A 25,319-nucleotide genomic window follows, 5' to 3' on the forward strand; every position below is an offset into this window, starting at 1 on the left:
CGGCCACACACCGCCCTTCAATACAAAACGCCCGATGCGGTGCATCGGGCGTTCAGGGACGCAAAATAGTGTCAACCTATTCCAGGACTTGACACGCCCACAGCAGTGCGACTAATTAGCGCACCGAAAGCTTCGCGCCCGAAATCAGCGAATGCATGGCCCCAGAGCCCACGCTCGCACCAAAGCGCTTCGCCAGGCGGTCGGAAATGCCCTGCTTGACCGTGTAGTCCACCACATCCGGCGCCTTGATGACTTCGCGCGCGACGAAATCGGTGTCGCCGTAACCATCGGCGAGACCCAGCTCCACGCTCTTCTGGCCAGTCCAGAACAGGCCCGAGAAGATATCGGGCGAATCCTTCAGACGCTGGCCCCGACCCGCCTTCACGGCGTCGATGAACTGCTGGTGAATCTGGTCGAGCATTTCCTGCGCGTGCGCGTCCATCTTCGGCGTATCGGGCGAGAACGGATCGTAAAACCCCTTGTTTTCGCCCGAAGTGCGCAGACGGCGATCGACGCCGAGCTTGTCCATCAGGCCCGTAAAGCCGAATCCGTCCATCAGCACGCCGATCGAGCCGACGATGCTGGCCTTGTTCACGTAGATCTTGTCGGCGGCGGCAGCGACGTAGTAACCGCCCGAGGCGCACATGTCGCCCACCACCACGTAGAGCGGGATGGCCGGATATTTCGCGCGCAGCCGGTGGATTTCGTCGTTGATGATGCCGGCCTGCACGGGCGAGCCGCCCGGGCTGTCGATGTGCAGGATCACGCCAGCGGTGCCGTCGTCGTCGAAAGCGCTGTCGAGGGCGCTATTGATGTCTTCGGCATTGGCGGGCGTATCCGACGAAATCTCGCCGTCGAGCGACACCAGCGCCGTATGACGGCCGCCGCCTTCGACGCGCGCGCCCGAAAAATCGAACACGCTCCACGCAATCAGCACCAACACCGCCAGGAACGCGAAGCGGAAGAAGATCTTCCAGCGCCGCGCCGCGCGCTGCTCGTTGATGGCGGCCATGGCGATGCGTTCGAGCGCATCGCGCTCCCAGCCGCCATTGCCGGCTTCCACCTTGCCCGAATGCATGGGGCGCGGCGGCTCGTTCGAATCGGGTGTCGGGTTGTCTGACATGCGTAGGTGATTGGATCAGCGAGAAAATCAGGTCGGGGTCGGAAGCAGATCGTCGTCCGGCAGCCAGAATACCGCACGGCCATCGGGCGTGTCGCGTTCCTCGACGCGCACCGGGCGCAGACGCCCGCCACGGCAGGGTCCGCCCACGCATTTGCCGGTCTCGGGCTGATAGATCGCGCCGTGCGTCGCGCACATCAGATACAGCCCCGACGACTCGAAGAACTGCCCTTCGACCCAATCGAGTTCCATCGGCACGTGGGCGCAGCGGTTCAGATAGCCATAGGCCTCGCCGCCAAAGCGCACGAAAAACACGACGGCCGGGCCGCCCGCGTAAGTCGCGTTCATGCGCACGCCCGCGCCGCCTTCGACCAGATCGCCGGCGGCGCACACGCGCACGGGAGCGTGAGCGCCTCCCTGCTCGCTCGCTTGCCTGCTCATTTGCCTGATCTCGCTCATGCGTGCTCCCGCAGCCACGCCGCGAGGGCCGCCACGTCGGAGGCGATGAATTGGGGCTCAAGCGCTTCCAGCGCGGCCGCCGAGTGCGCGCCATAGCCCACGCCCACGCCGGCCGCACCGGCATTCGCGGCCATCTGCAGGTCGTGCGTGGTGTCGCCGATCATCACGGTGCGGCCCAGATCCTGCCCCAGTTCGCGCGTGAGTTCGTGAAGCATCGCCGGGTGCGGCTTCGAAAAGGTTTCGTCGGCGCAGCGCGTGCCGTCGAACAGGCTCGTGAGGTTGGCGTCCGCCAGCGCGCGGTTCAGGCCCACGCGGCTCTTGCCGGTCGCCACGCCAAGCAGATAGCCCGTGTCGCGCAGTTCCGCGAGCATCTCGCGCACGCCCTTGAACAGCTCGGTCTGTTGATCCTTGAGCAGATAGTGGACGCGGTAGCGCTCCACGAGGCGCGGGTAGTCGGCCGGGTCCAGCGTGGGTGCGGCGATCTGCAGCGCCTCGCGCAGGCCAAGGCCTATGACGTAGCTCGCGGCCTCGTCGCCGGGCACAGGCAGGCTCAGGTCGCGGCAGGCGGCCTGGATGCTGCGCGTGATGTGGGCGGTCGAGTCCATCAACGTGCCGTCCCAGTCGAACACAATCAGGTCAAATTGCTGTCGGGCCATACGGTCCTTCTCCAAACACTGTGGTTCTTGAGTCCGGCGGGAACCCGGCGCGGTTCGCCGGACTATATCGTCGGTGTAGTCGGTGTAGTCGGTGCATTGCGCGGTGCATTGCGTGGTGCGTTGCGTGGTGCGTTGCGTGGTGCGTTGCGTTCATCGGGCCGCATTGTGCCCATTCATCAGACAATGCGGCCGCCAGATGTTCCCGCCCTCACTCCGGTTGCGGCGCGGCGTAGTCCTCGCCTGCTGCGTCGCGCTGCGTGCGCAGTTCGTCGACGAAGCGGCGCAACTCCGGCGGCAGCGGCGCTTCGAACTGCAGCGGCACGCCCGTGATCGGATGAGTGAGCTTGAGCCGGTGCGCATGCAGGAACATGCGCTTGACGCCCGGCTTCGCATGGGTGCGCGCAAGCGCCTTGTTGAGCGCGAAATCGCCGTACTTGGCGTCGCCGACAATCGGCAGACCCAGATGCGCCAGGTGCACGCGGATCTGGTGGGTGCGGCCGGTCTTGAGTTCGGCTTCGAGCAGCGCGTACTGCGGCCAGCGCTCCACGAGATTGAAGACTGTGTGCGACGGCTGGCCGTCCGGCTGGACGCGCACGCGACGCTCGCCTTCCGGGGTCAGATACTTGTGCAGCGGCTCCTTGACCGCGCGGCGACGGCCCCAGTCGCTCGCCCACTCGCCGTGTACACACGCGTAGTAGCGCTTGTCCGTCTTGTTGTCGCGCATCTGTTCGTGCAGGCCAACGAGCGCCGCACGCTTTTTCGCCAGCATCAGCACGCCCGAGGTTTCGCGGTCGAGCCGATGCACGAGTTCCAGAAATTTGGCCTGCGGACGCGCCTGGCGCAACTGCTCGATCACGCCGAACGCCACGCCGCTGCCGCCATGCACGGCGACGCCCGCCGGCTTGTCGATCACCAGCATCGCTTCGTCCTCGAAGAGCACGTTGAAATGGGCGGGCGGCACGGGCGCCGACTCAGGCGCGGTTTTTTCGGCGATACGGATGGGCGGCACGCGCACGAGATCGCCCAGCTCCAGCCGATACTGCGCATCGACCCGGCCCTTATTCACACGGACCTCGCCGCTGCGCAAAATGCGATAAATGTGGCTTTTCGGCACGCCTTTGCAGACGCGCAGGAGGAAATTGTCGATCCGCTGACCGGCGGCGCCGTCGTCGATTTCGACAAGGGAAACCTGGTCACTTGCGACCTGATTCTGGGATATTTTGCCTAACCCTTTCATTCTGAATATAATTTGCCCAACGCAGACGCGAAGGTTGGCCCAACGGCCATAAAGTTCCTGATCCGCCCGATGGCTATCCAAGGGGGATCAATGGGAACGGGGACCACGCGGAACGCGCAGGCGGCAAGCGATAAACCGTTATTTTACTTGCGCCCGGGGATGGTTGCTCACCCTGTTTGAAGAGAAGCAACGAGTTGCACGCACGGAACACCCGACGGCAGGGACGGCGCCCACAGGCACGTTCGGTCGCACCGGGCTCCGACGGTAACGGAAGGTTGGTACAAAGAATTCATCCGGCGCGTCGCGCCGCGCGCCCGAAGCGATTTCGATGCGGCCGCGGTACGACGCGACGGTGGCGAAAATACGGCGAGCGCCCGATTCGTCCCGGCAACGTGCGGGACATGGCGACGTCAAAAGTGGCGAGACACCCGAGGGGGAAGACGGGCGTTCCTGTTAGCTTCCCGTGCGCGGCCCTTCAGCAGACAGCGAAGGCCGCGAAGCAGATCCAGCCAGCAGCGCGCGCAGTTCGCGGCTGCGGCCCGTTTCCTGTTGCGGTCGTGCGTGGCGCAGTTTGCCGCCGGCGCACGCAACAGACGGATCATTGGAGGCGCAGGACATCCGTGCCCCGCCGGCACGTCTCTTCGCTTCTTGAAGACGTATTTCGCATGTGCCCACGCGGCCCGTCCCAGGCAACACAACGCCGGACCGGCCGCCTCAACGGCAATTCTCCCCGCCATCCTTCCCGCTCCAGCGTGCTTGTGAAATCACAATAAGGCGCGGCCTGCCGCTGCCCACCCCTGTGCCGTCCGGCGAAGCGCCGGCGCTTCCAGGGTGTCAAGGGTGGCGCGCGAAGCCGCACTGGAGTCGTTCAATGAAACGAATGCTGTTCAACGCGACGCAGCAGGAAGAACTGCGCGTCGCCATCGTCGATGGACAGAAGCTGATTGACATCGACATCGAAACCGCCGGGCGCGAACAGCGTAAAGGCAACATCTACAAGGGCATCGTCACCCGCATCGAGCCATCGCTCGAAGCCTGTTTCGTCAACTATGGCGAAGACCGCCACGGCTTCCTGCCGTTCAAGGAAGTCGCCCGCCAGTACTTCCGCGACGGCGTGGACATGCGCGGCGCGCGTATCCAGGACGCTCTCAAGGAAGGCCAGGAACTCATCGTTCAGGTCGAGAAGGAAGAGCGCGGCAACAAGGGCGCCGCGCTGACCACCTTCATCTCGCTCGCCGGCCGCTACCTCGTTCTCATGCCGAACAACCCGCGCGGCGGCGGCGTCTCGCGCCGCATCGAGGGCGATGACCGTCAGGAACTGCGCGAAACCATGGCGCAGCTCGAACTGCCGGAAGGCATGAGCATCATCGCGCGCACGGCCGGCATCGGCCGCTCCGCCGAAGAGCTCCAGTGGGACCTGAACTACCTGCTGCAACTGTGGCACGCGATCGAAGCCGCCTCGAAGGCGGGCACGAGCGGTCAGCCGATGCTGATCTATCTGGAATCAAGCCTCGTGATCCGCGCGATCCGCGACTACTTCCAGCCCGATATCGGCGAAATCCTCATCGACACCACCGAAATCTATGACCAGGCGCGCGCCTTCATGGATATCGTGATGCCGGACAATGTCAACAAGGTGAAGCGGTATCACGACGACGTGCCGCTGTTCTCGCGCTTCCAGATCGAGCACCAGATCGAGACGGCTTACTCGCGTACCGTCCCGCTGCCCTCGGGCGGCGCGATCGTGATCGACCACACCGAGGCGCTGGTCGCCATCGACGTGAACTCGGCGCGCGCCACCAAGGGTGCCGACATCGAGGAAACCGCCGCGCGCACCAACCTCGAAGCCGCCGACGAAGTCGCGCGCCAGTTGCGTCTGCGCGACCTGGGCGGCCTGATCGTGATCGACTTCATCGACATGGAGTCGGCCAAGAGCCAGCGCGAAGTCGAGCAACGCCTGAAGGACGCACTGCGCCACGACCGTGCGCGCGTGCAGATGGGCAAGATCTCGCGCTTCGGCCTGATGGAGCTGTCGCGCCAGCGTCTGCGCCCGGCCCTCTCGGAAGGCAGCCACGTCACCTGCCCGCGCTGTAACGGCACGGGCCATATCCGCGATACGGAATCGTCGGCGCTTCAGGTCCTGCGCATCATCCAGGAAGAAGCGATGAAGGAACACACCGCGGCGATTCATTGCCAGGTGCCGGTCGAAGTGACCGCCTTCCTGCTGAACGAAAAGCGCTCGGAGATCAACAAGATCGAGTCGCGCTTCAAGGTCGGCGTCGTCCTGATCCCGAACAAGCATCTGGAAACGCCGCACTACAAGCTCGAGCGTCTGCGTCACGACGATGCGCGTCTGGACGACCCGCGCGCCTCCTGGAAGATGGCCGAGGAAGCGGCTCGCGAACTGGAATCGGAAACCGGTTACAGCAAGCGCAACGCCGAAGCCAAGCCCAAGCAGGAAGCCGCGGTGAAGGGCATCACGCCGGAGCGTCCGGCGCCGTCCGCACCGGTCAAGACCGTCGAAGCCGCCCCCGTGGCCGCACCGGTCGCGGCAGCGCCGGCCGGCGGGGGTTTGTTCGGCTTCATCAAGCGCCTCTTTGGCGGCGCACCGGCCGCGGCACCCGCACCGGCACCGGTCGCGCAGCAGGACAAGGCGGCCCGTCCGGCGCGCGCCGAGCGTGGCGAACGTACGGAGCGCGGTGAACGTGGCGACAAGTCCGCTGCGGGCGAGCGCAACCGCAACCGCCGCACCGGCGGGCGCGACGCGGCAGGCCGTGGCGAAGCCGCGACCGGCACGCGCACGGGCCAGGGCCGTCCGGAACGCGAAGCCCGCGAGCCGCGTGAGCCCCGCGAACCCCGTGAAGCACGCGAAACCCGTGAGCCGCGCGAGGCACGCGAAGGTCGTGAGCCGCGTGAAGCACGTGAGGCCCGTGAGCCGCGCGCACCGCGTGAGCAACGCGAGCCGCGCGAAGCACGCGAAGGCCGCGAAGTGCGTGCCGAGCGTGAACCGCGCGAACCGCGTGAGCAGCAGCGCATCGAGCGCGTCGAGCGTGGCCAGGAACGCAGCGAGGCAGCGGAAGCCGCACCGCGCGGCGAGCGTCAGGAACGCGCGGAACGTGGCGAGCGCCGTGAACGCGGTGAGCGTGGTGAGCGCCGTCGTCAGCAGCCGGGCGAAGCCGCCGAGGCACAGGAGGCCCGTCTCGACGCCGCTAGCGCAGGTACCGACGCGGAAACCGCCGACGCCGCCCAGGCCGCCCTCACCGATGGCGTGAACCAGGCCGGTTTCGACGAAGACGGTGCAGCACCGCAAGGTGAAGAGCGCCGCCGCCGCCGCCGCGGCCGCCGTGGCGGTCGTCGCGAGCGCGATGCAGAAGGTTCGGCAGCACTCGAAGGCGCGGAAGGTACAGAAGGCACGGAAGGCGAAGGTTCGGACGAAGCCGCAACCGAAGCCCACGCGCAAGCGCAGGCTCCGCAAGCGCCGGTTTCGGAAACCGTCGTGCACACCTCCGTCGCAGAAGCCGTGGTCGTGACGGCCCTGCCGGTCGCAGCAGTGGCGGCAGCGCAAGCCACGCAAGCGGCCCAGCCCGAGCCAGTGGCACAAGCGCCGGTTGCACCTGCTGCCCCGGTCGAAACCGCGGCTGCGGCTGCGGTGGAAACGGCCGCTCCGGCCGCGCCGATCGAAGCCGTGACTCCGGCAGTCGAGCCGGTTGCTGAAGTGGCTCCGGCAGCACCGGTCGAGGCAGCGCCCGCACTGGCCGCCGAGCCGGCCGCTCAAGCGCCTGTTGCACCGGTCGAAGCCCCCGCCGCCGAACTTCCGGTGGCGCGTGAAGACCGCGTCGAAGCACCGCAAGCCGAAGTCGCACCGGCAGCCGTAGCCCAACCCGCTCCGGTTGAAACGCGTGTCGAAGCCGCTGAACCGGCGCTGGCGCAAGTGGAAACCGCAGTGGAAACCGCCGCACCGGCACCGGTTGCAGCGCCCGCTGTTGCGGCAGCCACTCCGGCCCCGGCAACGGCAGCCGCGAGCGGCGAAGCACTGGCTCCGATGCTCGAATCGGCTGGCCTCGTGTGGGTGAACACCGACACCGCCAAACTGCGCGCCGCGCAGGACGCAGCGGCTCAAGTGGTCAAGCCCGCGCGCGTGCCGCGCGAGCGCAAGCCGCTGCCGCCGGCGGACGCAGCGCCGATGCAGCAAGTGGAAACGACCCGTCAGGGCTAAACCTGACGCGTTGCGGCACCGGATCCGTTCTCACGAACACTTCCGGTGCCCGTTCAAAATGGCTGTGCGCATTACCGCACCGCAGCAAGAAAGCCCGCCACATATCGGCGGGCTTTTTTTTGATATATCAGCGTTCACCCTCGTCGGTGAGCGGCAGGTGGTTCGGCTAAAATCAAAATATCGCGCGAAGTACGCGGACCGAAGTACGCAAAACATAGAAACCATGTCCCGACGCATCATCCCCGTTGCCGATGCCCGCTCACTGCCGCCCAGCCTCCAGCCGGCGGCGGCGTCCGCGCGCGCGCCGTCCGGCGAGGTCTTCGATGCGCTCGCGCGGCCGCTGCGCGATTTGCGGATTTCGGTGACGGATCGCTGCAATTTCCGCTGTGTCTATTGCATGCCGCGCGCGGTCTTCGACAAGGACTATCCGTTCCTGCCGCACGCCTCCCTGCTTACGCTGGAGGAAATCGAACGTCTCGCGCGGCTTTTCGTCGCGCATGGCGTCACCAAGATTCGCCTCACCGGCGGCGAGCCGCTGCTGCGCAAGAACATCGAATTCCTGATCGAGCGGCTGGCCGCGCTGCGCACGCCCGAGGGCACGCCGCTCGACCTCACGCTCACGACCAACGGCTCGCTGCTGGCCCGCAAGGCGCGCGCGCTGCGCGACGCGGGGCTCACGCGCGTCACCGTGAGCCTCGACGCGCTCGACGACGCCCTGTTCCGCCGCATGAACGACGCCGATTTTTCGGTCGCCGATGTGCTCGACGGCATCGCCGCCGCGCAGGCGGTTGGCCTCGCGCCGCTCAAGGTCAACATGGTCGTCAAGCGCGGCACCAACGATGGCGAGATCGTGCCGCTCGCGCGCCACTTCCGTAACTCGGGCGTGGCGCTGCGCTTCATCGAATACATGGACGTGGGCGCGACCAACGGCTGGAACATGGCCGAAGTGCTGCCCTCCGCCGACGTGGTCGCGCGCATTACCGCACAGTTCCCGCTCGTGCCGCTCGAAGCGCACAGCGCCGCCGAAACGGCGCAGCGCTGGGGCTATGCCGACGGCGCAGGCGAAATCGGCGTCATTTCCAGCGTCACGCGTGCGTTCTGCGGCGATTGCACGCGTGCGCGGCTGTCCACCGAAGGCAAGCTGTACTTGTGCCTGTTCGCGTCGATGGGCTACGACCTGCGCGCGCTCGTGCGCGGCGAAGCCAGCGACGCCGCCATCTCCAGCGCCATCGCGCAGATCTGGGAACAGCGCGCCGACCGCTACTCGCAACTGCGCGGCAGCGCCGCTGCGCCGGCCACGGGCGAAGAGCGGCGTATCGAAATGTCGTATATCGGCGGCTGATCCGCCGCCGGCGCACAACCGTTCCACCTCGCTCCACCCCGCTCACGCCTTGCGCCACGCCGATGCCCGATCTCCCCGCCGCCATCCCTGCCTCCGACATCACCGGCCTCGTGCTCGCGGGCGGGCGCGGCCAGCGCATGGGCGGCGCCGACAAGGGCTTGCAGACCTTGCATGGCCAGCCGCTCGCCGCCCACGTGCTTGCGCGTCTCGCGCCGCAGGTCGGCACGATCGCCATCAGCGCGAACCGTAACCACGAGATCTACGCGACGCTCGGCGCGCCCTGGCAGGCGCGCGTGCTCGCCGATACCCTGCCCGACTATCCCGGCCCGCTCGCGGGCCTGCTCGCCGGACTGCGCGCCGCGCGCACCGAATGGCTGCTGAGCGCGCCCTGCGATTCACCGTGGCTGCCCGCCGACCTCGGCGCCCGTCTGGCCGAAGCGTCGCGCGCGCGGGGCGTCGCCATCGCCACGGCAACGACCACGAACGCCGCGGGCGAAGTCAGCCTGCATCCTGTCTTCGCGCTGCTGCACACCTCGCTTGCCGACGACCTCGCAGCCTTTCTGGACGCGGGCGAGCGCAAGGTGCGCGCGTGGTACGCGCGCCACACGGCGGCCGAAGTGAGCTTTGCCGACGAACGTGCGTTTTACAATGTCAACTCCCTGCAGGAACTCGCCGACCTCGACCGTGCCTGACGGGCACGGCCGACCGCCGCTCCATGCCCTTCGCATGGCGCCGGCCTCGGGCACCTCACCAGGATGATCGCCGCAGCGCTTTTGCCAAATGCGTGCGGATGCGACGCTTCGCCACCCCATGACCACGCCTAACACTTTCTCCGCGAGCGCCGGAAGCCTCACCCAGTTCGATCCTCAAGCCTTGCCCGTCAGCGCCGCCCAGGCCATCGTGCTGGAATGGGTCACGCCGCTCGCGCAAAGCGAACGCGTGCCGCTGCGCGACGCCCTCGCGCGCGTGCTCGCCACCGACGTGATCTCGCCGATCGACGTGCCCGCGCACGACAATTCGGCGATGGACGGCTACGCGTTCGACGGCGCCGCGCTCGCGCGGCACGCTGGCACGCTCACGTTGACGGTCGCCGGCAAGGCCTTCGCGGGCCACCCGTTCATGGGCACGGTGCCGGCGGGTGCTTGCGTGCGCATCATGACCGGCGCGCCGATGCCCGCGGGTTGCGACACCGTCGTGCCGCAGGAGGGCGTCGCCGCGCAGGCGGCCGATTCCAGCGACGGCACCGCCACGATCACCTTCCCCGCCGACGCGCTCGCGCCCGGCGCGAATCGCCGCCGTCAGGGCGAAGACCTCGCGCGCGGCGGCGTGGCGCTGCGTGCCGGCCGCGTGCTGCGCGCCAGCGACATCGGCTTGATGGCCTCGCTGGGTCTGGTCGATGTCGAGGTGAAGCGGCGGCTGCGCGTGGCCTATTTCTCGACCGGCGACGAACTGCGCTCGCCCGGTCAGCCGCTCGATGCCGGCTGCATTTACGACAGCAACCGCTACACGCTCGGCGCGATGCTGCGGCGCCTGGACGTCGAGCCGATCGATCTGGGCCGCGTGCGCGACGATCCCGAGGCGCTCGCCGCCACGCTGCGTCAGGCCGCCGAAAGCGCCGACGTGGTGCTGACCTCGGGCGGCGTCTCGGTCGGCGAAGCCGATTTCACGCGCACCCAGTTGCAGACGCTCGGCGACGTGGCCTTCTGGGGCCTGGCGATGCGTCCGGGCCGCCCGCTCGCGTTCGGCCGCATCTGGTCGGGCGGCCGTGCGGGCGTGGGCCGCGCGGCGCTGCTGTTCGGCCTGCCGGGCAATCCGGTCGCCACCATGGTCAGCTTTTATCAGATCGTGCGCCCCGCGCTGATTGCGATGTCGGGCGCGACGCCGCAGCCCGTGCCGCTGATTCCCGCGCGCTGCGACGCGCCGATCCGCAAGCGCGCGGGCCGCACCGAATTCCAGCGCGGCATCGCCGAACGCGACGCGCGGGGCCAATGGCGCGTCACGCCGACCGGATCGCAAAGTTCCGGTGCGCTGAGCACCATGAGCGAGGCGAACTGCTTTATCGTGCTCGCCCATGAGGCCGCCGATCTCGATGCGGGCGACACCGTCGACGTCATGCTCTTCGACGGACTCGTCTGACGCACCACCCGCACCGCCATTAACCAGCCGCCTATCCGTTTTTACCCGTCAACGCTCAACCCACATCGCGCTACGTCCACTCGACCTACGGACCGACTCACATGAAAAAACAGATCTCGTTCATTGCCGCGGGGCAAACCGCCAAGGCGCTCATCCTCGTGTACCTCACCTTCAGCGTGCCCGTGGTGTTGCTCGTCGCCGTGGTCGCGTTCTTCCGCTACGGCACCTTCGAACTCGGCACCGTGTTCAGCGCGCTGATCCTCAACGCGATCGTCGGTTTCGTGCTGTTGTGGATCGCCTGCCATCTGTACAACTGGGTCGCCTCGCGTTTCGGCGGCATCGAGATTCATCTCTCAGACGTTCCAGAGGAAGCGTGATGGCCGCCACGATCCGCGCAGCCACGCCCGCCGATGTCGGCGCGATTCACGCGCTGATGTACGAACTCGCCGAATTCGAAAAGCTCACGCATCTCTTCACCGGCACGCCCGAACTGCTCGCCGACGCGCTGTTCGGCGCGCATCCCGCCGCCGAAGCGCTGGTCGCCGAAGACGCGGGCCAGATCGTCGGCTATGCGGTGTTCTTCCACAACTACTCGACCTTTCTCGGGCGGCGCGGGCTTTATCTCGAAGACCTCTACGTGCAGCCGACGCAGCGCGGCACGGGCCTTGGCACCGCCATGCTGCGCGCGCTCGCGGCCATCGCCGTCGAGCGCAACTGCGCGCGCTTCGAATGGAGCGTGCTCGACTGGAACGAACCTGCGATCCGCTTCTACGAGAAGATGGGCGCGACCGTGTATTCCGACTGGCGCATCGTGCGCGTGACGGGCGACGCGCTCGACAAGCTCGCGGCGCCGGTCGAACCGGTGATCGGCTAAACGACGTAGCTCGAAAAAAGGGCCGTCCGCAGTGATGCGGACGGCCCTTTGCATTGGAATGCGAGCGCGCAGCGCTACTCGTCGACATTGCCCAGCGCATCGCCGAGCAGATTCGAGGCGTCCTCGCCCGGCAGCGCCTCCACGTCGCGCAGCTTGCGGTTCATCGCGCGCGTGCGCACTTCGGCGGCTTCGATCGAGCGCGTCACCGTTTCCAGTTGCGTCTTCGTGCGCGCCAGCACGTCGCCGAACTTGCCGAACTCCGTCTTGACCGCCCCGAGCACCTGCCAGACTTCGCTCGAACGCTTTTCGATGGCGAGCGTGCGAAAGCCCATTTGCAGACTGTTGAGCAAGGCCGTGAGCGTGGTCGGTCCGGCGATGGTCACGCGGAAATCGCGTTGCAGCTGATCGGTGAGTCCAGGACGGCGCAGGATCTCGGCATACAGTCCTTCGGTCGGCAGGAACAGCAGCGCGAAATCGGTCGTGTGCGGGGGCGCCACGTATTTCTCGGCGATGGCGCGAGCCTCGGCGCGCACGCGGGCTTCGAGCGCACGCCCGGCTTCCTCGATGCCCGCCAGATCGGCACGTTCCTGCGCATCGACGAGCCGCTCGTAGTCCTCGCGCGGAAACTTGGCGTCCACGGGCAGCCACACCGGCGCGCTGTCCGTGTCATTCGCCCCCGCCTTGATGCCGCGCCCCGGCAGGCGAATCGCGAACTCCACGCGCTCGCTGCGGCCCGGCACGGTCGCCACGTTCTTCGCGTACTGCTCGGGCGTGAGCATCTGTTCGAGCAGCGCTTCGAGTTGCACTTCGCCCCAGGTGCCGCGCGTCTTCACGTTGGTCAGCACCTTCTTCAGATCGCCGACGCCCGCCGCCAGCGTCTGCATCTCGCCGAGCCCCCGATGCACCTGCTCCAGGCGGTCGGAGACCAGCTTGAACGACTCGCCCAGACGCTGCTCCAGCGTCGCGTGCAGTTTTTCGTCGACCGTGCGGCGCATCTCTTCGAGCTTGGCCGCGTTGTTCGCCTCGATGTCCTTCAGGCGCTGTTCGAGCGTCGCGCGCACCTCGGTCAAACGGCGGTCGTTGGACTCGATCAGTTGCGCGACCTGCTGGCCTAGCAAAGTGCCGAAGTGACGCAGCGCGGCGCCCTGCTCGTCGCGCGCCTGCTGCGCCTGCAACTGCTGGCTCTGGCGCACGGCGTCGAGTTGCTGCGCGTTGGTTTCGGTGAGCTTCGCGAGCTGCTGCGCAAAGCTGTCGAGCTGGCTGTTCTGCACGGTCGCGATGCTCGTGAGATGCGCCGCGAGCGCCTGCTGCACCTGCGCAAAGCCGCCGCCGAACTCGCTGCGCGACGCCTGCGCCGTGCGTGCGATCTCATTGCGCAGTTCGCGCTCGATGCGCTCGGCCGCGCGCGCCTGCGTTTCGCTCGCGCCGGCCATGCGGTCGCTAAGCTGATCGAGCGCGTCGAGCATCGCGACCTCATGACCGTGCGCGCCCTGACGCGCGCGCAACAACGCGACGATCGCCACGGCCAGCGCGATTGCCATTAGCAGCAGGGCGAGCGCCATCAACGACTCGACGCTCATGAACGGGCTTTCCCCAGCACGCCGGGATTGACCGGATTGGGCGGCTGGCCCGCGCGCGGGCCTTCTCCCAACGCGGCGATCAGGTTGTCGGCCGCGAGATTGGCCATCGCGCGGCGCGTGCCTTCGCTCGCGCTCGCGATGTGCGGCGTGAGGACCACGTTGTCCACTTCGAGCAGCGCCGGATGCACGGCAGGCTCGCCCTCGAACACGTCGAGCCCCGCCGCGGCGATGCGGCGCGTGCGCAGCGCCTCGGCCAGCGCCGCGTCGTCGACGATGCCGCCGCGCGCGATGTTGGTGAGCGTGGCCGTGGGCTTCATCAGCGCGAATTCCGCCGCGCCGATCGTATGGTGGTTCTCCGGCGTGTACGGCAGCACCAGCACGATATGGTCGGCCTGCTTGAGCAGATCCGCCTTGGAGCAGTATTCGGCGTTCAGTTCGCGCTCGATCTCGGGCGCGACGCGCGAACGGTTGTGATAGATCACGCGCATGTTGAAACCGCGCGCGCGCCGCGCCAGCGCCTGGCCGATGCGGCCCATGCCGATCACGCCGAGCGTCGCGCCGTGGATGTCGGCGCCGAGGAACATGTCGAACGACCACTTCTGCCACTTGCCCGCGCGCAGATAGTGCTCCGATTCGGTGATGCGGCGCGCGGCCGCCATCATCAGCGCCCAGCCGAAATCGGCCGTGGTTTCGTTGAGCACGTCCGGCGTGTTGGTGCCGAGCACGTTGGCGGCGTTGAAGGCCGCCATGTCGAAATTGTTGTAGCCCACCGCCATGTTCGACACCACGCGCAGACGCGGCGCGGCCGCCAGCACGGCGGCATCGATCGGCTCGCCCATGGTGAGCGCGCCGTCCTTGTCGGCGAGCCGCGCCTTGAGCGCGTCGGCGGACAGCATCTCGCCGTTGTTCCAGTCAACATCGAAGTACTGCTTGAGCCGGTCGATCACATCCGGAAAGATCGGGCGCGCCACGAGAATTTTTTGCATCGTTGCTCTCCACACTGCTGGGGTTGAATCGCTGACCTGGACGACATTGTCGCCCGGCGCGCGCCTAGACGAAGAACAGCCAGGTCGCCACGGCGAACACGGGTGTCAGCACCACGCACGACCAGCCAAGATAGCCGAAGAAACCCGGCATACGCACGCCGCGCTGCTGCGCGATGGCCTTGACCATGAAGTTCGGCGCGTTGCCGATATAGCTCATCGCGCCCATCCACACGGCGCCCGCCGAGATCGCCGCGAGCGTGCGCGCGCCGCTCGTCATGAGCGTGGGCGCGTCGCCGCCCGCGAGATTGAAAAAGACGAGCCAGGTCGGCGCATTGTCGAGGAACGACGAAAGCAGGCCCGTCGCCCAGAAGTAGAGCGCGTCGTTGGGGCGGCCGGGCGCCGCGTTCACGACCTGGATCAACGCGGCGAACGCGCCTTGCTCGCCCGCGCGCAGCATCGCGATGACCGGCGTGATCGTCACGAAGATGCCCGCGAAGAGCTTCGCGACTTCGGCGATGGGCGTCCAGTCGAAACCGTTGTCGGCGCGCGCCGTGCGCGAGGTGCAGAACAGCGAGAGCGCCGCCAGCACGACGAGGCCCGCGTCGCGCACCAGGTTCTGCAATTGCAGCCGTGCGCCCGGCAGATCGATGCCGATGCCCGGCTTCCAGACGCCGCTCATCAGCACGAGCGCGATCACGCCGGCGAGCAGCACGAAGTTGAACTTGCCGCCGATCACGATGCGCCCGGTGTCGGGCGTCGGATCGAGCGCGGCCGCGCGTGCCTCGCCTTCGCGACGGAAGTACCACGAATCGAGCAGCCAGAACGCGGCGAGCAGCACGGCGCAGACGAACAGCATCGGCACGGCGAGATGCTGCGTAGTCCAGAAGAAACTCACGCCATTGAGAAAGCCGAGAAACAACGGCGGATCGCCGAGCGGCGTGAGCGAGCCGCCCGCGTTCGCGACGAGGAAGATAAAGAACACTACGACGTGAGCGTTGTGGCGGCGATTGTCGTTGGCGCGCAGGAGCGGGCGAATCAGCAGCATGGCCGCGCCGGTCGTGCCCATCACGCTCGCGAGCACGGTGCCCAGCAACAGGATCGTCGTATTGGTGCGCGGCGAGCCGTGCAGATTGCCGTAGATGCAGATGCCGCCCGCGATCGTATAGAGCGCGCCGAGCAGCACGATAAACGGCACATATTCGTCGATCAGCGCATGCACGAAGAGCGGATACGTGGCCGATACCCCGTGCGTCGCGGCGAACGGCAACAGGAACGCGAGTGCCCAGAACGCCGAAATCTTGCCGAAATGACGATGCCAGAAGCTGGCCGCGAACATCGGGAAGAGCGCGATCGACAGCAGCATGAGCGCGAACGGCAGGCTCCAGGTCGCGCAAAGCGTCGCGCCGTCCACGCTGGCCGCGTGGGCACACGGCGCCGCGCAGGCCGCGAGCGCCGCGCCGCAGCCTTTCAGGATGTGTCGGAACGTCACGCGTCACGCGCCATGCACGACGATGACGTGGACGCGATACGGCCCGTGCGCGCCAAGCACGATGGTTTGTTCGATATCGCCCGTGCGCGACGGCCCCGACACGAAGTTCACCGCGCGCGGCAGCTCGCCGCGTTCGGCGCGCATGAGCGCGAAGGCGTCCTCGTGACCCGCGACGATGCGCGATGCGCTCACCACGGCAATATGCGTCTCGGGCAGCAAGGCACCGGAGGCCCACGTTTGCGGGCCTGACAGCAGCACCAGCGTGCCGGTCTCGGCAGTCGCGCAAAAGCAGCCGGTCAGGCCGACGAGATCGCGATCCTCGGGTTTGCGAAACGCGACGCTCAAGCCTGCCGCCGCCCAGTCGAACGATTCGAGCGTCTGCCAGGCGACGGCCTGCGTCGGCAGTTCGAGCGAAGCGAGATAACGCGCCGCGGCGGCAGGCACGTCCGCCAGTTGCGCGACTTCATCGACGGTGCTGGCCATGGTCCGGGCCTGCTCGACGAAGCGCGCGACGAGATCGCCTTCGAGCGGCGGGCGCGGACCTTGCGGATGACGCGCGAGGTAGTCGGCGACGGCTTCGCGCTCGTGCGGCGTGGGCATGGGCGACGTCACGGCGCGGCCCTGGGCCGCGCGAATGCGCGCGAGTATGCTGCGGCGGGCGGCCGTGGTATCCATGAACGTCCTCGTCGAATGAAGAAAGGCCAAAGAAAAAGGCGGCGCGCCGATTATACCGGCGCGCCGCCCTGCGTTTTGCCGCCTGGCGCGTGACGAAGATGCTGCGCCTAGTGGGCCGCGAGTTCCTCTTCCGTCGGCTGTTCGATGCCGAACACCTGGCGCAGATAGGCCAGATACGCCTTGTCGTCGCACATGTTCTTGCCCGGCGAATCGGACAGCTTGGCGACCGGCTGGCCATTGCAGCGGACCATCTTGATGACGATCTGCAGCGGCTGATAACCGAGGTCATTGGTGAGATTGGTGCCCACGCCGAACGCAAGACGGCAGCGGTCCTTGAAGCGCTCGTAAAGACTCAGCACCTTGGGAATGTCGAGCGCGTCCGAGAAGATCATGGTCTTCGTGCGAGCATCGACACGATTGTCTTCGTAGTGCTTGAGCAGGCGCTCGCCCCAGTCGAACGGATCGCCCGAATCGTGACGCGCGCCGTCGAAGAGCTTGCAGAAGTACATGTCGAAGTCGCGCAGGAAGGCCTGCATGCCATAGACATCCGACAGCGCGATGCCGAGGTCGCCGCGATACTCCTTCGCCCACATCTCGAAGCCGTAGATCTGCGAATCGCGCAGGCGCGGCCCGAGCGCCTGGCAGGCCTGCAGATACTCGTGCGCCATGGTGCCGAGCGGCGTGAGGTTGTGCTTCATCGCGTAGTACACGTTGCTCGTGCCCGTGAACTGCTCGCCCAGATCGTCCTTGAGCGTGAGGATCACCTCTTCGTGCCAGCGCTTCGAGAAGCGGCGACGCGTGCCGTAGTCGGCGATCTTGCAGTCGGCGAATTCGGGCCTGGCGCCTAGCAGCTCGATCTTGCGGCGCAGGCGCTCGCGGCCCTCTTCGTATTGCGGATGATGCTGCGTGTTGCGGAAATAGACTTCGTTGACGATCGCGAGCACCGGGATCTCGAAGAGGATCGTGTGCAGCCACGGCCCCTTGATCTCGATATCGATCTCGCCATTGCCCTTGGGCGACGGCGTGACCGAAATGTACTTCTCGTTCAGATGGAAAAGCGCGAGGAAATCGACGAAATCGCCCTTCACGAAGCGCATCTTGCGCAGATACTCAAGCTCGGGGTCGGCGAAGCGCAGGCGGCAGAGCTTGGAGATTTCGCTACGGATCTCGTCGACGTAAGGCACGAGATCGACATCCGGCGTGCGGCAGCGGAAACGGTATTCCACGTTGGCCGCGGGGAAATGATGCAGCACCACCTGCATCATCGTGAATTTGTACAGATCGGTATCGAGCAGCGAAGTTATGACCATGATTGACGAGCCGGACTGCAATCGGAGGGGGCGCGCCGTGCTTCCCGAGCCTGCGCCGCGCCTCGTGAGGCATACGGCGAAGCCGGCGGGCGGCGGGCTTCAGCGGTGCGCCCATGTTACCCGAATGCGGCATTCCGACGCGGCGATGCCCGCACGACCGTGGCGAGCGCATGGATATCGAGCAAGAAAACCACGGATTGCACCAGCTCATTCAGGCCCGGTTCAAGCCCATGGCGCACCGCATAAACTAATCACGAAACGATATAAACAGTGCCGCGAGGGTGTGGATGGGGAATTTCCCATTCAGTTACAATACCGCTTTTGGCGCGGCCAACCCCAGCGCCATCCCCAATACAAAAGCTGCAGGAGCTGCCTGAATGACCCACGTTGTGACCGAAAGCTGCATCAAGTGCCGCTATACCGACTGCGTCGATGTGTGCCCGGTGGACTGCTTTCGCGAAGGTCCCAACTTCCTCGCGATCGACCCGGACGAATGCATCGACTGCGCTGTTTGCGTCGCAGAATGCCCGGTGAATGCCATTTACGCTGAAGAAGACGTGCCTGGCGACCAGCAACAGTTCATCGAGCTGAACGCCGATCTGGCGAAGAACTGGCCGAGCATCACCAAGACCAAGCCGGCACTTCCGGAAGCCGAAGAATTCAAGGACGTGAAGGACAAGCTCGCGCTGCTGGCTCGCTAAACGTACGTTACACACGTTAGCGACGCTGGAAGCGAGCGGGCTGGCGCGTCGTCAGCGGCCTTGTCATCGCCCTCCCGATCGTTTTTTCGACGGGAATGAAAATAAGATGGCGATCAGGTGTTGACAGACTGCGCCACACCCCATAGAATCTCGTTCTCTGCTTTTGTTGATCCCCGATAGCTCAGTCGGTAGAGCGCCGGACTGTTAATCCGTAGGTCCCTGGTTCGAGCCCAGGTCGGGGAGCCAGGATTCGCAAAAGCCCGTTAATCAAAACGGTCTTTTTGAAGAAGTTAATAGCTGTAGTTGTACTGCTGTTCCCCGATAGCTCAGTCGGTAGAGCGCCGGACTGTTAATCCGTAGGTCCCTGGTTCGAGCCCAGGTCGGGGAGCCAAAATATGAAGCCGTTGCGTTTTTGCGCAACGGCTTTTTTCTTTTGGTGCGACGGAAGATGCGCTGCTGGCCTTCAGGCATCAACGCGAATCCGGCTATTAGTCGCATCCCCCACCCTGCCCGATAATACCGCTACACCAATTCTCGGGAATCCGCATGAAATCGACCCGCTACGCCGTCCGGCTGCGCTGCGCGCTGGCCTTTTGCGCGAGCACGCTCGTCATGGGCGCCGCCCACGCCGAGCAGATCGGCAGCGTGAACACCAATTTCCGCATGACCGGCTCGGACAAGGTCGTCGTCGAAGCCTACGACGATCCCGCGGTGCAAGGCGTCACCTGCTACGTTTCCCGTGCGCGCACCGGCGGTGTCAAAGGCACGCTAGGTATCGCCGAAGACCCGACCGAAGCGTCCATCGCCTGCCGCCAGGTCGGCCCGATCAGCTTCCCCTCCCCGCTCAAGCAGCAGGCCGATGTCTTCAGCGAACGCATGTCGTTCCTCTTCAAGACGCTGCACGTGGTCCGCGTGGTCGACACGAAACGCAACGCGCTCGTCTATCTGACCTACAGCGACCGCGTCGTGAGCGGCAGCGCGAAGAACAGTGTCACCGCCGTGCCGATGCCCGCCGGCACGACCATCCCCGTGCGCTAAACTGCAAGGATTCGCCGCCGCTTCGGCGCCTCATCGGTTCTCGCCCCGCGCCATGACCCGCTCCACGTTTCGCGATTCGGCCCGTTACTGGCGCTCGCCGCTGTTGCCCGGCGCGGAACTGCTCACGGCCGAATATCACGATCACGAGTTCACCGCGCACTGGCACGACGCCTATACGGTCCCCGTGATCGAGGAAGGCGCCGAGTGCTATCGCTACAGCGGCGCGCACCATGTCGCGGATGCCGGCAGCGTGCCCGTCATCAATCCCGGCGAGCTTCACACGGGCGCGCGCGCCGTGGACGAGGGCTGGCGCTATCGCGTCATGTACGTGCCGGTGGACTATCTCCATGCCCTCGCGAACGGGATCGCGGACCGCCCGCAACCGCTGCCGTGGTTCGATGCCGAAGTCATCCGCGATCTCGATCTCGCCCGTCGCCTCTCGCGCGCGCACCGCCTGATGGAAGCGCACGCCGCCCACGGCCTGACGGCGACACCCGCCGATCCGCTGACCGCCGAAGACGCGCTGATCGACGCCCTCTCGACGCTCCTCACCCGCCATGGCCGCACGCGCGCCACGCCGCTTGCAGCCGCGCCGCATGAACCGCGCGTCGACGTCATGAAGGCGCTGCTCGCCGCCGATCTCACCGCGCCGCTGCGCGTGGCCGATCTCGCCCAGGCCATCGGCCTGTCGCCGTTCCACGCGACGCGCCTCTTCACCCACGCGACCGGCCTGCCGCCGCACGCCTGGCGCACGCAGTTGCGGCTGCAGCGCGCGCTCGCGCCGTTGCGCGCGGGCGTTGCGGTCGCCGATGTCGCCGCCGCGCAAGGCTTCACGGATCAGAGCCACTTCACGCGCCACTTCCGCCGCATGTTCGGCGTGCCGCCGGGGCGCTGGCAGATGGCGTGAATCGTGGCGTGATTCGCGACCCGAAGCACGGCCAAAGCGCAAGAACGTACAAGCCGCACGCCAAACGCCCGGCTAAGCTGACCCTCCGTATCAGGAGAACGGCTTGGCTACACAACCTCATTCGCAACCTCATTTGCAACCTCCCCCGCACCCTCATCGCTTCAAGGAACTCGTCGCCGGCGCGCGCGACACCGTGCCGATGATGATCGGCGCGGCGCCCTTCGGCATCATCTTCGGCACGCTCGTCGCCACGGGACCGCTCGCGCTCTGGCACGGCCAGTTGATGTCGCTCGCCGTGTTTGCCGGCTCGGCGCAGTTCATCGCGCTCGGGCTGATCGCCTCGAATGCGAGTTTCGCCGTGATCTGGGCGACCACGCTCATCGTCAATCTGCGCCATGTGCTCTATAGCGCGACGCTCGCGCCCTATGTGTCGCACCTGCCGCTGCGTTGGCGTCTCGCGCTCGGCGGCCTGCTCACCGACGAGGTGTTCGCCGTCGCCTGGGCTTACTTCCGCCGCCATGCGCCGGGCGATGTCTCGCCGTGGCACTTCCTCGGCTCGGGGCTTTCGATGTATCTGAACTGGCAGTTCTGGACCGCCGCGGGCCTGCTGTTCGGCGCGGCGTTTCCGGGGCTGCAGTCGCTCGGGCTGGACTTCGCGATGGTCGCAACCTTTATCGCCATCGTCGTGCCGCAACTCGTGGCCTTGCGCTATCTGGCCGCCGCCGTCACGGCGGGCGCGCTCGCGTTTTTCTGGCAGGCGTGGCCGTACAAGCTCGGGCTGCTCGGCGCGGTGCTCGTGGGCGTGGCGGTGGGCGTCGTGCTGTCGCGGCCGCGCAAGCCGCGCGATGCAGCCGATGCCGATACACAACAGCCGCTGCGCGCGCATCGCCAGCATGACCAACGCGATCAACACGACCAACACGCGATTGCCGGAGGCCGCCAATGAACTACGTCGTCCTGATCCTCGGCATGGCTGCCATCACCTTGCTCGTGCGCACCGCCGTCTTCGTGCTGGGCGAGCGTCTGGTGTTCCCGCCGCTCGTGCGCACGGCGCTCGGCTTCGTGCCGGTCACGGTGCTCACCGCGATCATCGTGCCGATGGCCGTCTCGCCGCACGGCCAGCACGCCGAGCTGAGCTGGCGCAATCCGCAGCTCGTCGGCGCGCTAGCGGCGATCGGCGTGAGCGCACTCACGAAGCGCCCGCTTCTCACCATCGCGGTCGGTCTGGGCGTGTTCTTTTTCTGGCAAGGCGTGGTGCTGCGCTAGCCCGTGCGCGCCGCGTTTCCAGCAGGTTTCGAGGACGGACTCAGCCCGCGCCGCTCAAGTTTCGCCCCCATGCGCCGTTAAACCGTCGAGGCCTGCATTGGCGCCATCCGACCAATGCGGGCCAATGCAGGCCAAGCGAACTCAGGCACCGCCAGGAATACACCGGGGCAACCACAATGGGGCACATCACCCTCAATCTCAAGGAAGAAACGCTTGCGTCGCTGCGCAAGGACTTCGATGCGTTCCTGCGCGTCTCGCTCAAGCTCGACCCGCAGTTTCTGACGCCGTCGTTTGAGGACTTCCTGCGCGCAAAGCTGCTCGACAACATGACGCCGCTCACCGAGCAGGCGGTGCAGCGTCTTCTTCAAGGCGGCCAGTACGCCTGGGCCAAGCGCACGCTTGACAAGGAGTTTCCGGAAGTCGTGTCGATGCTGATGCGCCATGCGGGGGAATTCGGCTTCGGCTTCGCCTCGCGCGCCGAGTGGACGCCCGAGGAACTGGCCAAGCAATGCCGCGAGTGGGCGGCGGCGATCGTCCACGAGGCCCAGGCCGAAGAAACGCTGATCGACCCGCTCGCCGCGCAGATCAAATCGGGCGTGGAGGACATCCAGGCGCTGGAGGAAAAGATGCAGACGCCTGCCTGGCGTCTCGCGGAGTCGCTGCGCCAGCGCGTCTATGAAGCGAAAATCGGCTGCGAGCAGGCGAGCGGCAGTCTCGCGCGCGAGCGTCTGGGCGAACTGCGCGGCCTGTTGCGCATGGGCATCACGCACGGCACGTTCCAGAAGCAGGAAGCGCAGCAGATCATGGAATATCTGCGTCTTCTGAAGCCTGAAATCTTCGTCGAGGAACCCGACGACGTCTTCACGCGACTCGCCGCCTGGCTGCGCAACTTCTTCGTGCCGCCAACGCCAAGAAACCAGCCGCGCTAAAACCGCTCTCCGGCAGACGCGGCCCTCGCGGCCGCGTCCCCGCCCGCGCTTATTTCTCGCTTATTCCTCGCTTATTCCTCGCTTTCCCCCGCTTACTCCCACATCTTGCGCAGCTTCGCGCCGATCTCGACCTTCGCGCGCGCCGCGGCGGCCAGCCCCGCCGCACTTGGCGCGCTGACCACGGGCGGCGCCGGCCAGGCACACCCTTCGAACAGCGGCAGCATCTGCGCGCCGATAAAGCGCGTGCGCGACGCCCAGACATGCCGGTCGCCCGACGCCGCCTGGTTGTGCACATAGAAGCGCTGCGGCACGACGATATGCAGGTCTTCCTTCGCGCGCGTCATCGCCACGTAGAGCAGACGGCGCTCTTCTTCGAGTTCCTCGTCGCTGCCCGCGCCCAGATCCGACGGGATGCAACCGTCCACGCCATTGAGCACGAACACGTTGCGCCACTCCTGCCCCTTGGCCGAGTGGATCGTCGAGAGAATCAGATAGTCCTCGTCGAGCAGCGGATCGGCCGATTCGGCGCTGGTGGCGTCGGGCGGATCGAGCGTCAGTTCGGTCAGAAAACGCTCGCGCGAGGCATAGGTGCTCGCGATGCTTTCCATCTGCAGCAGATCGGCCATGCGCACCTGGGCGTCTTCGTGATTGCGCTCCAGATGCGGCTCGTACCAGCGCCGCACGCGCTCGAACTCGCCGGGCCAGGGCGTCGCGCGCGCGCCGATGTTGTCGATGAGCGCGGTGAACGCGGGCCAATCCTCGGCGGCACGCGGCGGCGGCGCGAACGCGGCGAGCGCCTGCGCGGCGCGGTACGCGCCCGTGCAGGCCGCGACCTGATCGAGCAGCCGCGCGGCCGTGGCCGGCCCGACGCCGGGCATCAACTGCGTCACGCGAAAACCCGCCACGCGGTCGAGCGGATTTTCGGCCCAACGCAGCACGGCCAGCACATCCTTGACGTGCGCGGCGTCCAGAAAACGCAGACCGCCGAATTTCACGAACGGAATATTGCGGCGCGCGAGTTCGATTTCGAGCGTCGCGCTATGGTGCGCGGCGCGAAACAGCACGGCCTGCTGCTTGAGTGTCATGCCGCCCTCGCGCGCCTCCAGAATCTGCTCGACCACATAGCGCGCCTGGGTGGCCTCGTCGGCGACCGTGACGAGGCGCGGGCGCTGCTGCGAGGCGCGGTCGGTCCACAGGTTCTTGGTGTAGCGCTCCGTGGCGGCGTCCATCACGGCATTCGAGGCCGCGAGGATCGGCGCGGTCGAGCGATAGTTGCGCTCTAGCGTCACTTGTCGCGCAGGCGGGTCGAAATGCGCGGGGAAATCGAGGATGTTGCGCACCGTTGCGCCCCGAAACGAGTAAATGGCCTGCGCATCGTCGCCAACGACGGTCAGCCCGCGCCCGTCCGGCTTGAGCGCGAGCAGAATGGAGGCCTGCAGGCGATTCGTGTCCTGATATTCGTCGACGAGAATGTGATCGAAGCGCGCGGCCAGATCGGCGGCAATAGCCGGTTCTGCCGACATATGCGCCCAATATAGCAACAGATCGTCGTAGTCGAGCACATTCTGCTTTTGCTTGGCGTCCGTGTAGGCGGCGAACAGCGCCCGCAATTGCGGCTCCCATTCGAGGCACCACGAGAACGAGCGCGCGAGCACCTCCGCCAGCGAATCGCCCGTGTTGACGACGCGCGAGTACATCGCCAGACACGTCGATTTAGCGGGAAATCGCTTCTCTTTCGCCGACAATCCCAACTCATGACGTACGAGATTCATGAGATCGGCGGAATCTTCGCGGTCGTTGATCGTGAATGCGGGCGACAGGCCGATCTGCTCGGCATACTCGCGCAGCAGCCGCGCGCCGACGCCATGAAACGTGCCCGCCCAGGTGAGCCCTTGCGCCAGCGTCGCCGCCGCGCCCGATACGCCCGCGGCGATCCGCGAAACCCGCCGCGTCATTTCCTGCGCGGCACGACGCGAGAACGTTAGCAGCAAGATGCGATGCGGATCGACGCCGTTGACAACGAGATGCGCGACGCGATGTGCGAGCGTGTTGGTCTTGCCGGAACCGGCCCCCGCTATCACAAGCAGCGGTTCAGGCAGCGTGGCGCCGGGTGCAAAGGCCTGCGGGCCGCCATGTTCCACGGCGGCGCGCTGGGCATCGTTGAGCTTCGCGAGGTAGGCCGCCACGTCGGGCAGGCCCGCTTCGGCTTGGGGGGAATCGGCGAGAGTGACAGTGGACACGGCGGCGGATGGCAGAGGTAGATAGCGCGTCTTCCATGACGCGGCGACACACACTGTATATCCATACACCTTACGCCCGCAAGCGCCGATCCTGCCGTGATCTGGCGATATTTATACGCGATCGTCGCGCGACGCGCTTCAAGCGCCCAAAAATAGAA

Annotated in this window: 23 protein-coding genes and 2 tRNA genes; 15 read left to right on the forward strand and 10 right to left on the reverse strand. The window is 66.4% G+C overall.

Features of this window, described 5'->3' with window-relative positions:
* Positions 1-115: 115 nt before the first annotated feature.
* From B0G62_RS28485 to B0G62_RS28500, 4 genes are all read right to left on the reverse strand, one after another.
* A complete protein-coding gene (locus tag B0G62_RS28485; RefSeq protein ID WP_103707520.1) occupies positions 116-1,123 on the reverse strand; it encodes a S49 family peptidase in 1,008 nt (335 codons plus the stop codon).
* A 27-nt stretch (positions 1,124-1,150) separates the two neighbouring features.
* The gene (locus B0G62_RS28490) at positions 1,151-1,561 is read right to left on the reverse strand and encodes a Rieske (2Fe-2S) protein (protein WP_103707521.1); all 411 of its coding nucleotides are present in this window, start codon (positions 1,559-1,561) and stop codon (positions 1,151-1,153) included.
* Positions 1,562-1,575: 14 nt separating this feature from the next.
* Positions 1,576-2,235 carry an HAD-IA family hydrolase gene (locus tag B0G62_RS28495; protein WP_103707522.1) on the reverse strand — a complete coding sequence of 220 codons (660 nt, stop codon included), beginning with the start codon at positions 2,233-2,235 and terminating at the stop codon, positions 1,576-1,578.
* Positions 2,236-2,443: 208 nt separating this feature from the next.
* The gene (locus B0G62_RS28500; protein WP_244193415.1) at positions 2,444-3,382 is read right to left on the reverse strand and encodes an RluA family pseudouridine synthase; all 939 of its coding nucleotides are present in this window, start codon (positions 3,380-3,382) and stop codon (positions 2,444-2,446) included.
* Here B0G62_RS28500 and B0G62_RS32555 point away from each other — a divergent pair.
* From B0G62_RS32555 to B0G62_RS28530, 7 genes are all read left to right on the forward strand, one after another.
* A complete protein-coding gene (locus tag B0G62_RS32555; RefSeq protein ID WP_279629777.1) occupies positions 3,335-3,463 on the forward strand; it encodes a hypothetical protein in 129 nt (42 codons plus the stop codon). The genes B0G62_RS28500 and B0G62_RS32555 overlap by 48 nt on opposite strands.
* A gap of 880 nt (positions 3,464-4,343) precedes the next feature.
* Positions 4,344-7,688 carry an Rne/Rng family ribonuclease gene (locus B0G62_RS28505; protein WP_103707524.1) on the forward strand — a complete coding sequence of 1,115 codons (3,345 nt, stop codon included), beginning with the start codon at positions 4,344-4,346 and terminating at the stop codon, positions 7,686-7,688.
* 223 nt (positions 7,689-7,911) lie between these two features.
* On the forward strand, positions 7,912-9,030 hold the full coding sequence (gene moaA, locus B0G62_RS28510; protein ID WP_103707525.1) for a GTP 3',8-cyclase MoaA: 1,119 nt from the start codon (positions 7,912-7,914) through the stop codon (positions 9,028-9,030).
* 62 nt (positions 9,031-9,092) lie between these two features.
* Positions 9,093-9,722 (forward strand): molybdenum cofactor guanylyltransferase MobA, encoded by a 630-nt coding sequence (gene mobA / locus B0G62_RS28515; protein WP_103707526.1) that lies wholly within the window; start codon positions 9,093-9,095, stop codon positions 9,720-9,722.
* 118 nt (positions 9,723-9,840) lie between these two features.
* The gene (gene moeA, locus B0G62_RS28520) at positions 9,841-11,166 is read left to right on the forward strand and encodes a molybdopterin molybdotransferase MoeA (protein ID WP_103707573.1); all 1,326 of its coding nucleotides are present in this window, start codon (positions 9,841-9,843) and stop codon (positions 11,164-11,166) included.
* A 101-nt stretch (positions 11,167-11,267) separates the two neighbouring features.
* Entirely contained in the window at positions 11,268-11,543 is a 276-nt protein-coding gene (locus B0G62_RS28525) for a DUF3566 domain-containing protein (RefSeq protein ID WP_027817320.1), read from the forward strand.
* Positions 11,543-12,040: a GNAT family N-acetyltransferase gene (locus B0G62_RS28530; RefSeq protein WP_103707527.1), complete on the forward strand. Its 498-nt coding sequence runs from the start codon at positions 11,543-11,545 to the stop codon at positions 12,038-12,040. Before B0G62_RS28525 ends, B0G62_RS28530 begins: the two co-directional genes overlap by 1 nt.
* Positions 12,041-12,114: 74 nt before the next feature.
* Here B0G62_RS28530 and B0G62_RS28535 read toward each other — a convergent pair whose 3' ends face one another.
* The 5 genes from B0G62_RS28535 to pncB form a co-directional block, all read right to left on the reverse strand.
* Positions 12,115-13,620: a DNA recombination protein RmuC gene (locus B0G62_RS28535; protein WP_103707528.1), complete on the reverse strand. Its 1,506-nt coding sequence runs from the start codon at positions 13,618-13,620 to the stop codon at positions 12,115-12,117.
* A complete protein-coding gene (locus tag B0G62_RS28540) occupies positions 13,617-14,606 on the reverse strand; it encodes a 2-hydroxyacid dehydrogenase (protein ID WP_103707529.1) in 990 nt (329 codons plus the stop codon). The genes B0G62_RS28535 and B0G62_RS28540 overlap by 4 nt, the downstream gene beginning before the upstream one ends.
* A gap of 64 nt (positions 14,607-14,670) precedes the next feature.
* Entirely contained in the window at positions 14,671-16,095 is a 1,425-nt protein-coding gene (locus B0G62_RS28545; protein ID WP_103707530.1) for a sodium:proton antiporter, read from the reverse strand.
* 3 nt (positions 16,096-16,098) lie between these two features.
* Positions 16,099-16,770: a LutC/YkgG family protein gene (locus tag B0G62_RS28550; RefSeq protein ID WP_103707531.1), complete on the reverse strand. Its 672-nt coding sequence runs from the start codon at positions 16,768-16,770 to the stop codon at positions 16,099-16,101.
* Between the two features lie 107 nt (positions 16,771-16,877).
* A complete protein-coding gene (gene pncB / locus B0G62_RS28555; RefSeq protein WP_103707532.1) occupies positions 16,878-18,080 on the reverse strand; it encodes a nicotinate phosphoribosyltransferase in 1,203 nt (400 codons plus the stop codon).
* Between the two features lie 377 nt (positions 18,081-18,457).
* Here pncB and fdxA point away from each other — a divergent pair, with 377 nt between their 5' ends.
* The 8 genes from fdxA (at position 18,458) to B0G62_RS28600 (ending at position 22,921) form a co-directional block, all read left to right on the forward strand.
* The gene (gene fdxA, locus B0G62_RS28565; protein WP_027817327.1) at positions 18,458-18,781 is read left to right on the forward strand and encodes a ferredoxin FdxA; all 324 of its coding nucleotides are present in this window, start codon (positions 18,458-18,460) and stop codon (positions 18,779-18,781) included.
* Positions 18,782-18,951: 170 nt separating this feature from the next.
* Positions 18,952-19,027 (forward strand) — tRNA-Asn (locus tag B0G62_RS28570).
* A 69-nt stretch (positions 19,028-19,096) separates the two neighbouring features.
* Positions 19,097-19,172, forward strand: a tRNA-Asn gene (locus B0G62_RS28575).
* A gap of 221 nt (positions 19,173-19,393) precedes the next feature.
* Positions 19,394-19,819: a CreA family protein gene (locus B0G62_RS28580; protein WP_244193417.1), complete on the forward strand. Its 426-nt coding sequence runs from the start codon at positions 19,394-19,396 to the stop codon at positions 19,817-19,819.
* Between the two features lie 52 nt (positions 19,820-19,871).
* On the forward strand, positions 19,872-20,726 hold the full coding sequence (locus B0G62_RS28585; protein WP_103707534.1) for an AraC family transcriptional regulator: 855 nt from the start codon (positions 19,872-19,874) through the stop codon (positions 20,724-20,726).
* A gap of 199 nt (positions 20,727-20,925) precedes the next feature.
* Positions 20,926-21,672, forward strand: coding sequence for an AzlC family ABC transporter permease (locus B0G62_RS28590; protein ID WP_103707535.1), 747 nt, complete (start codon positions 20,926-20,928; stop codon positions 21,670-21,672).
* On the forward strand, positions 21,669-21,992 hold the full coding sequence (locus B0G62_RS28595) for an AzlD domain-containing protein (protein ID WP_103707536.1): 324 nt from the start codon (positions 21,669-21,671) through the stop codon (positions 21,990-21,992). The genes B0G62_RS28590 and B0G62_RS28595 overlap by 4 nt, the downstream gene beginning before the upstream one ends.
* Before the next feature lie 176 nt (positions 21,993-22,168).
* Positions 22,169-22,921 carry a DUF4088 family protein gene (locus tag B0G62_RS28600; RefSeq protein WP_103707537.1) on the forward strand — a complete coding sequence of 251 codons (753 nt, stop codon included), beginning with the start codon at positions 22,169-22,171 and terminating at the stop codon, positions 22,919-22,921.
* Between the two features lie 92 nt (positions 22,922-23,013).
* On the opposite strand, the gene B0G62_RS28605 is transcribed toward B0G62_RS28600, so the two are convergent.
* Positions 23,014-25,161: an ATP-dependent helicase gene (locus tag B0G62_RS28605; RefSeq protein WP_244193412.1), complete on the reverse strand. Its 2,148-nt coding sequence runs from the start codon at positions 25,159-25,161 to the stop codon at positions 23,014-23,016.
* Positions 25,162-25,319 lie beyond the last annotated feature (158 nt).

The organism is Paraburkholderia eburnea, assembly GCF_002917095.1.
Taxonomy (GTDB): domain Bacteria; phylum Pseudomonadota; class Gammaproteobacteria; order Burkholderiales; family Burkholderiaceae; genus Paraburkholderia; species Paraburkholderia eburnea.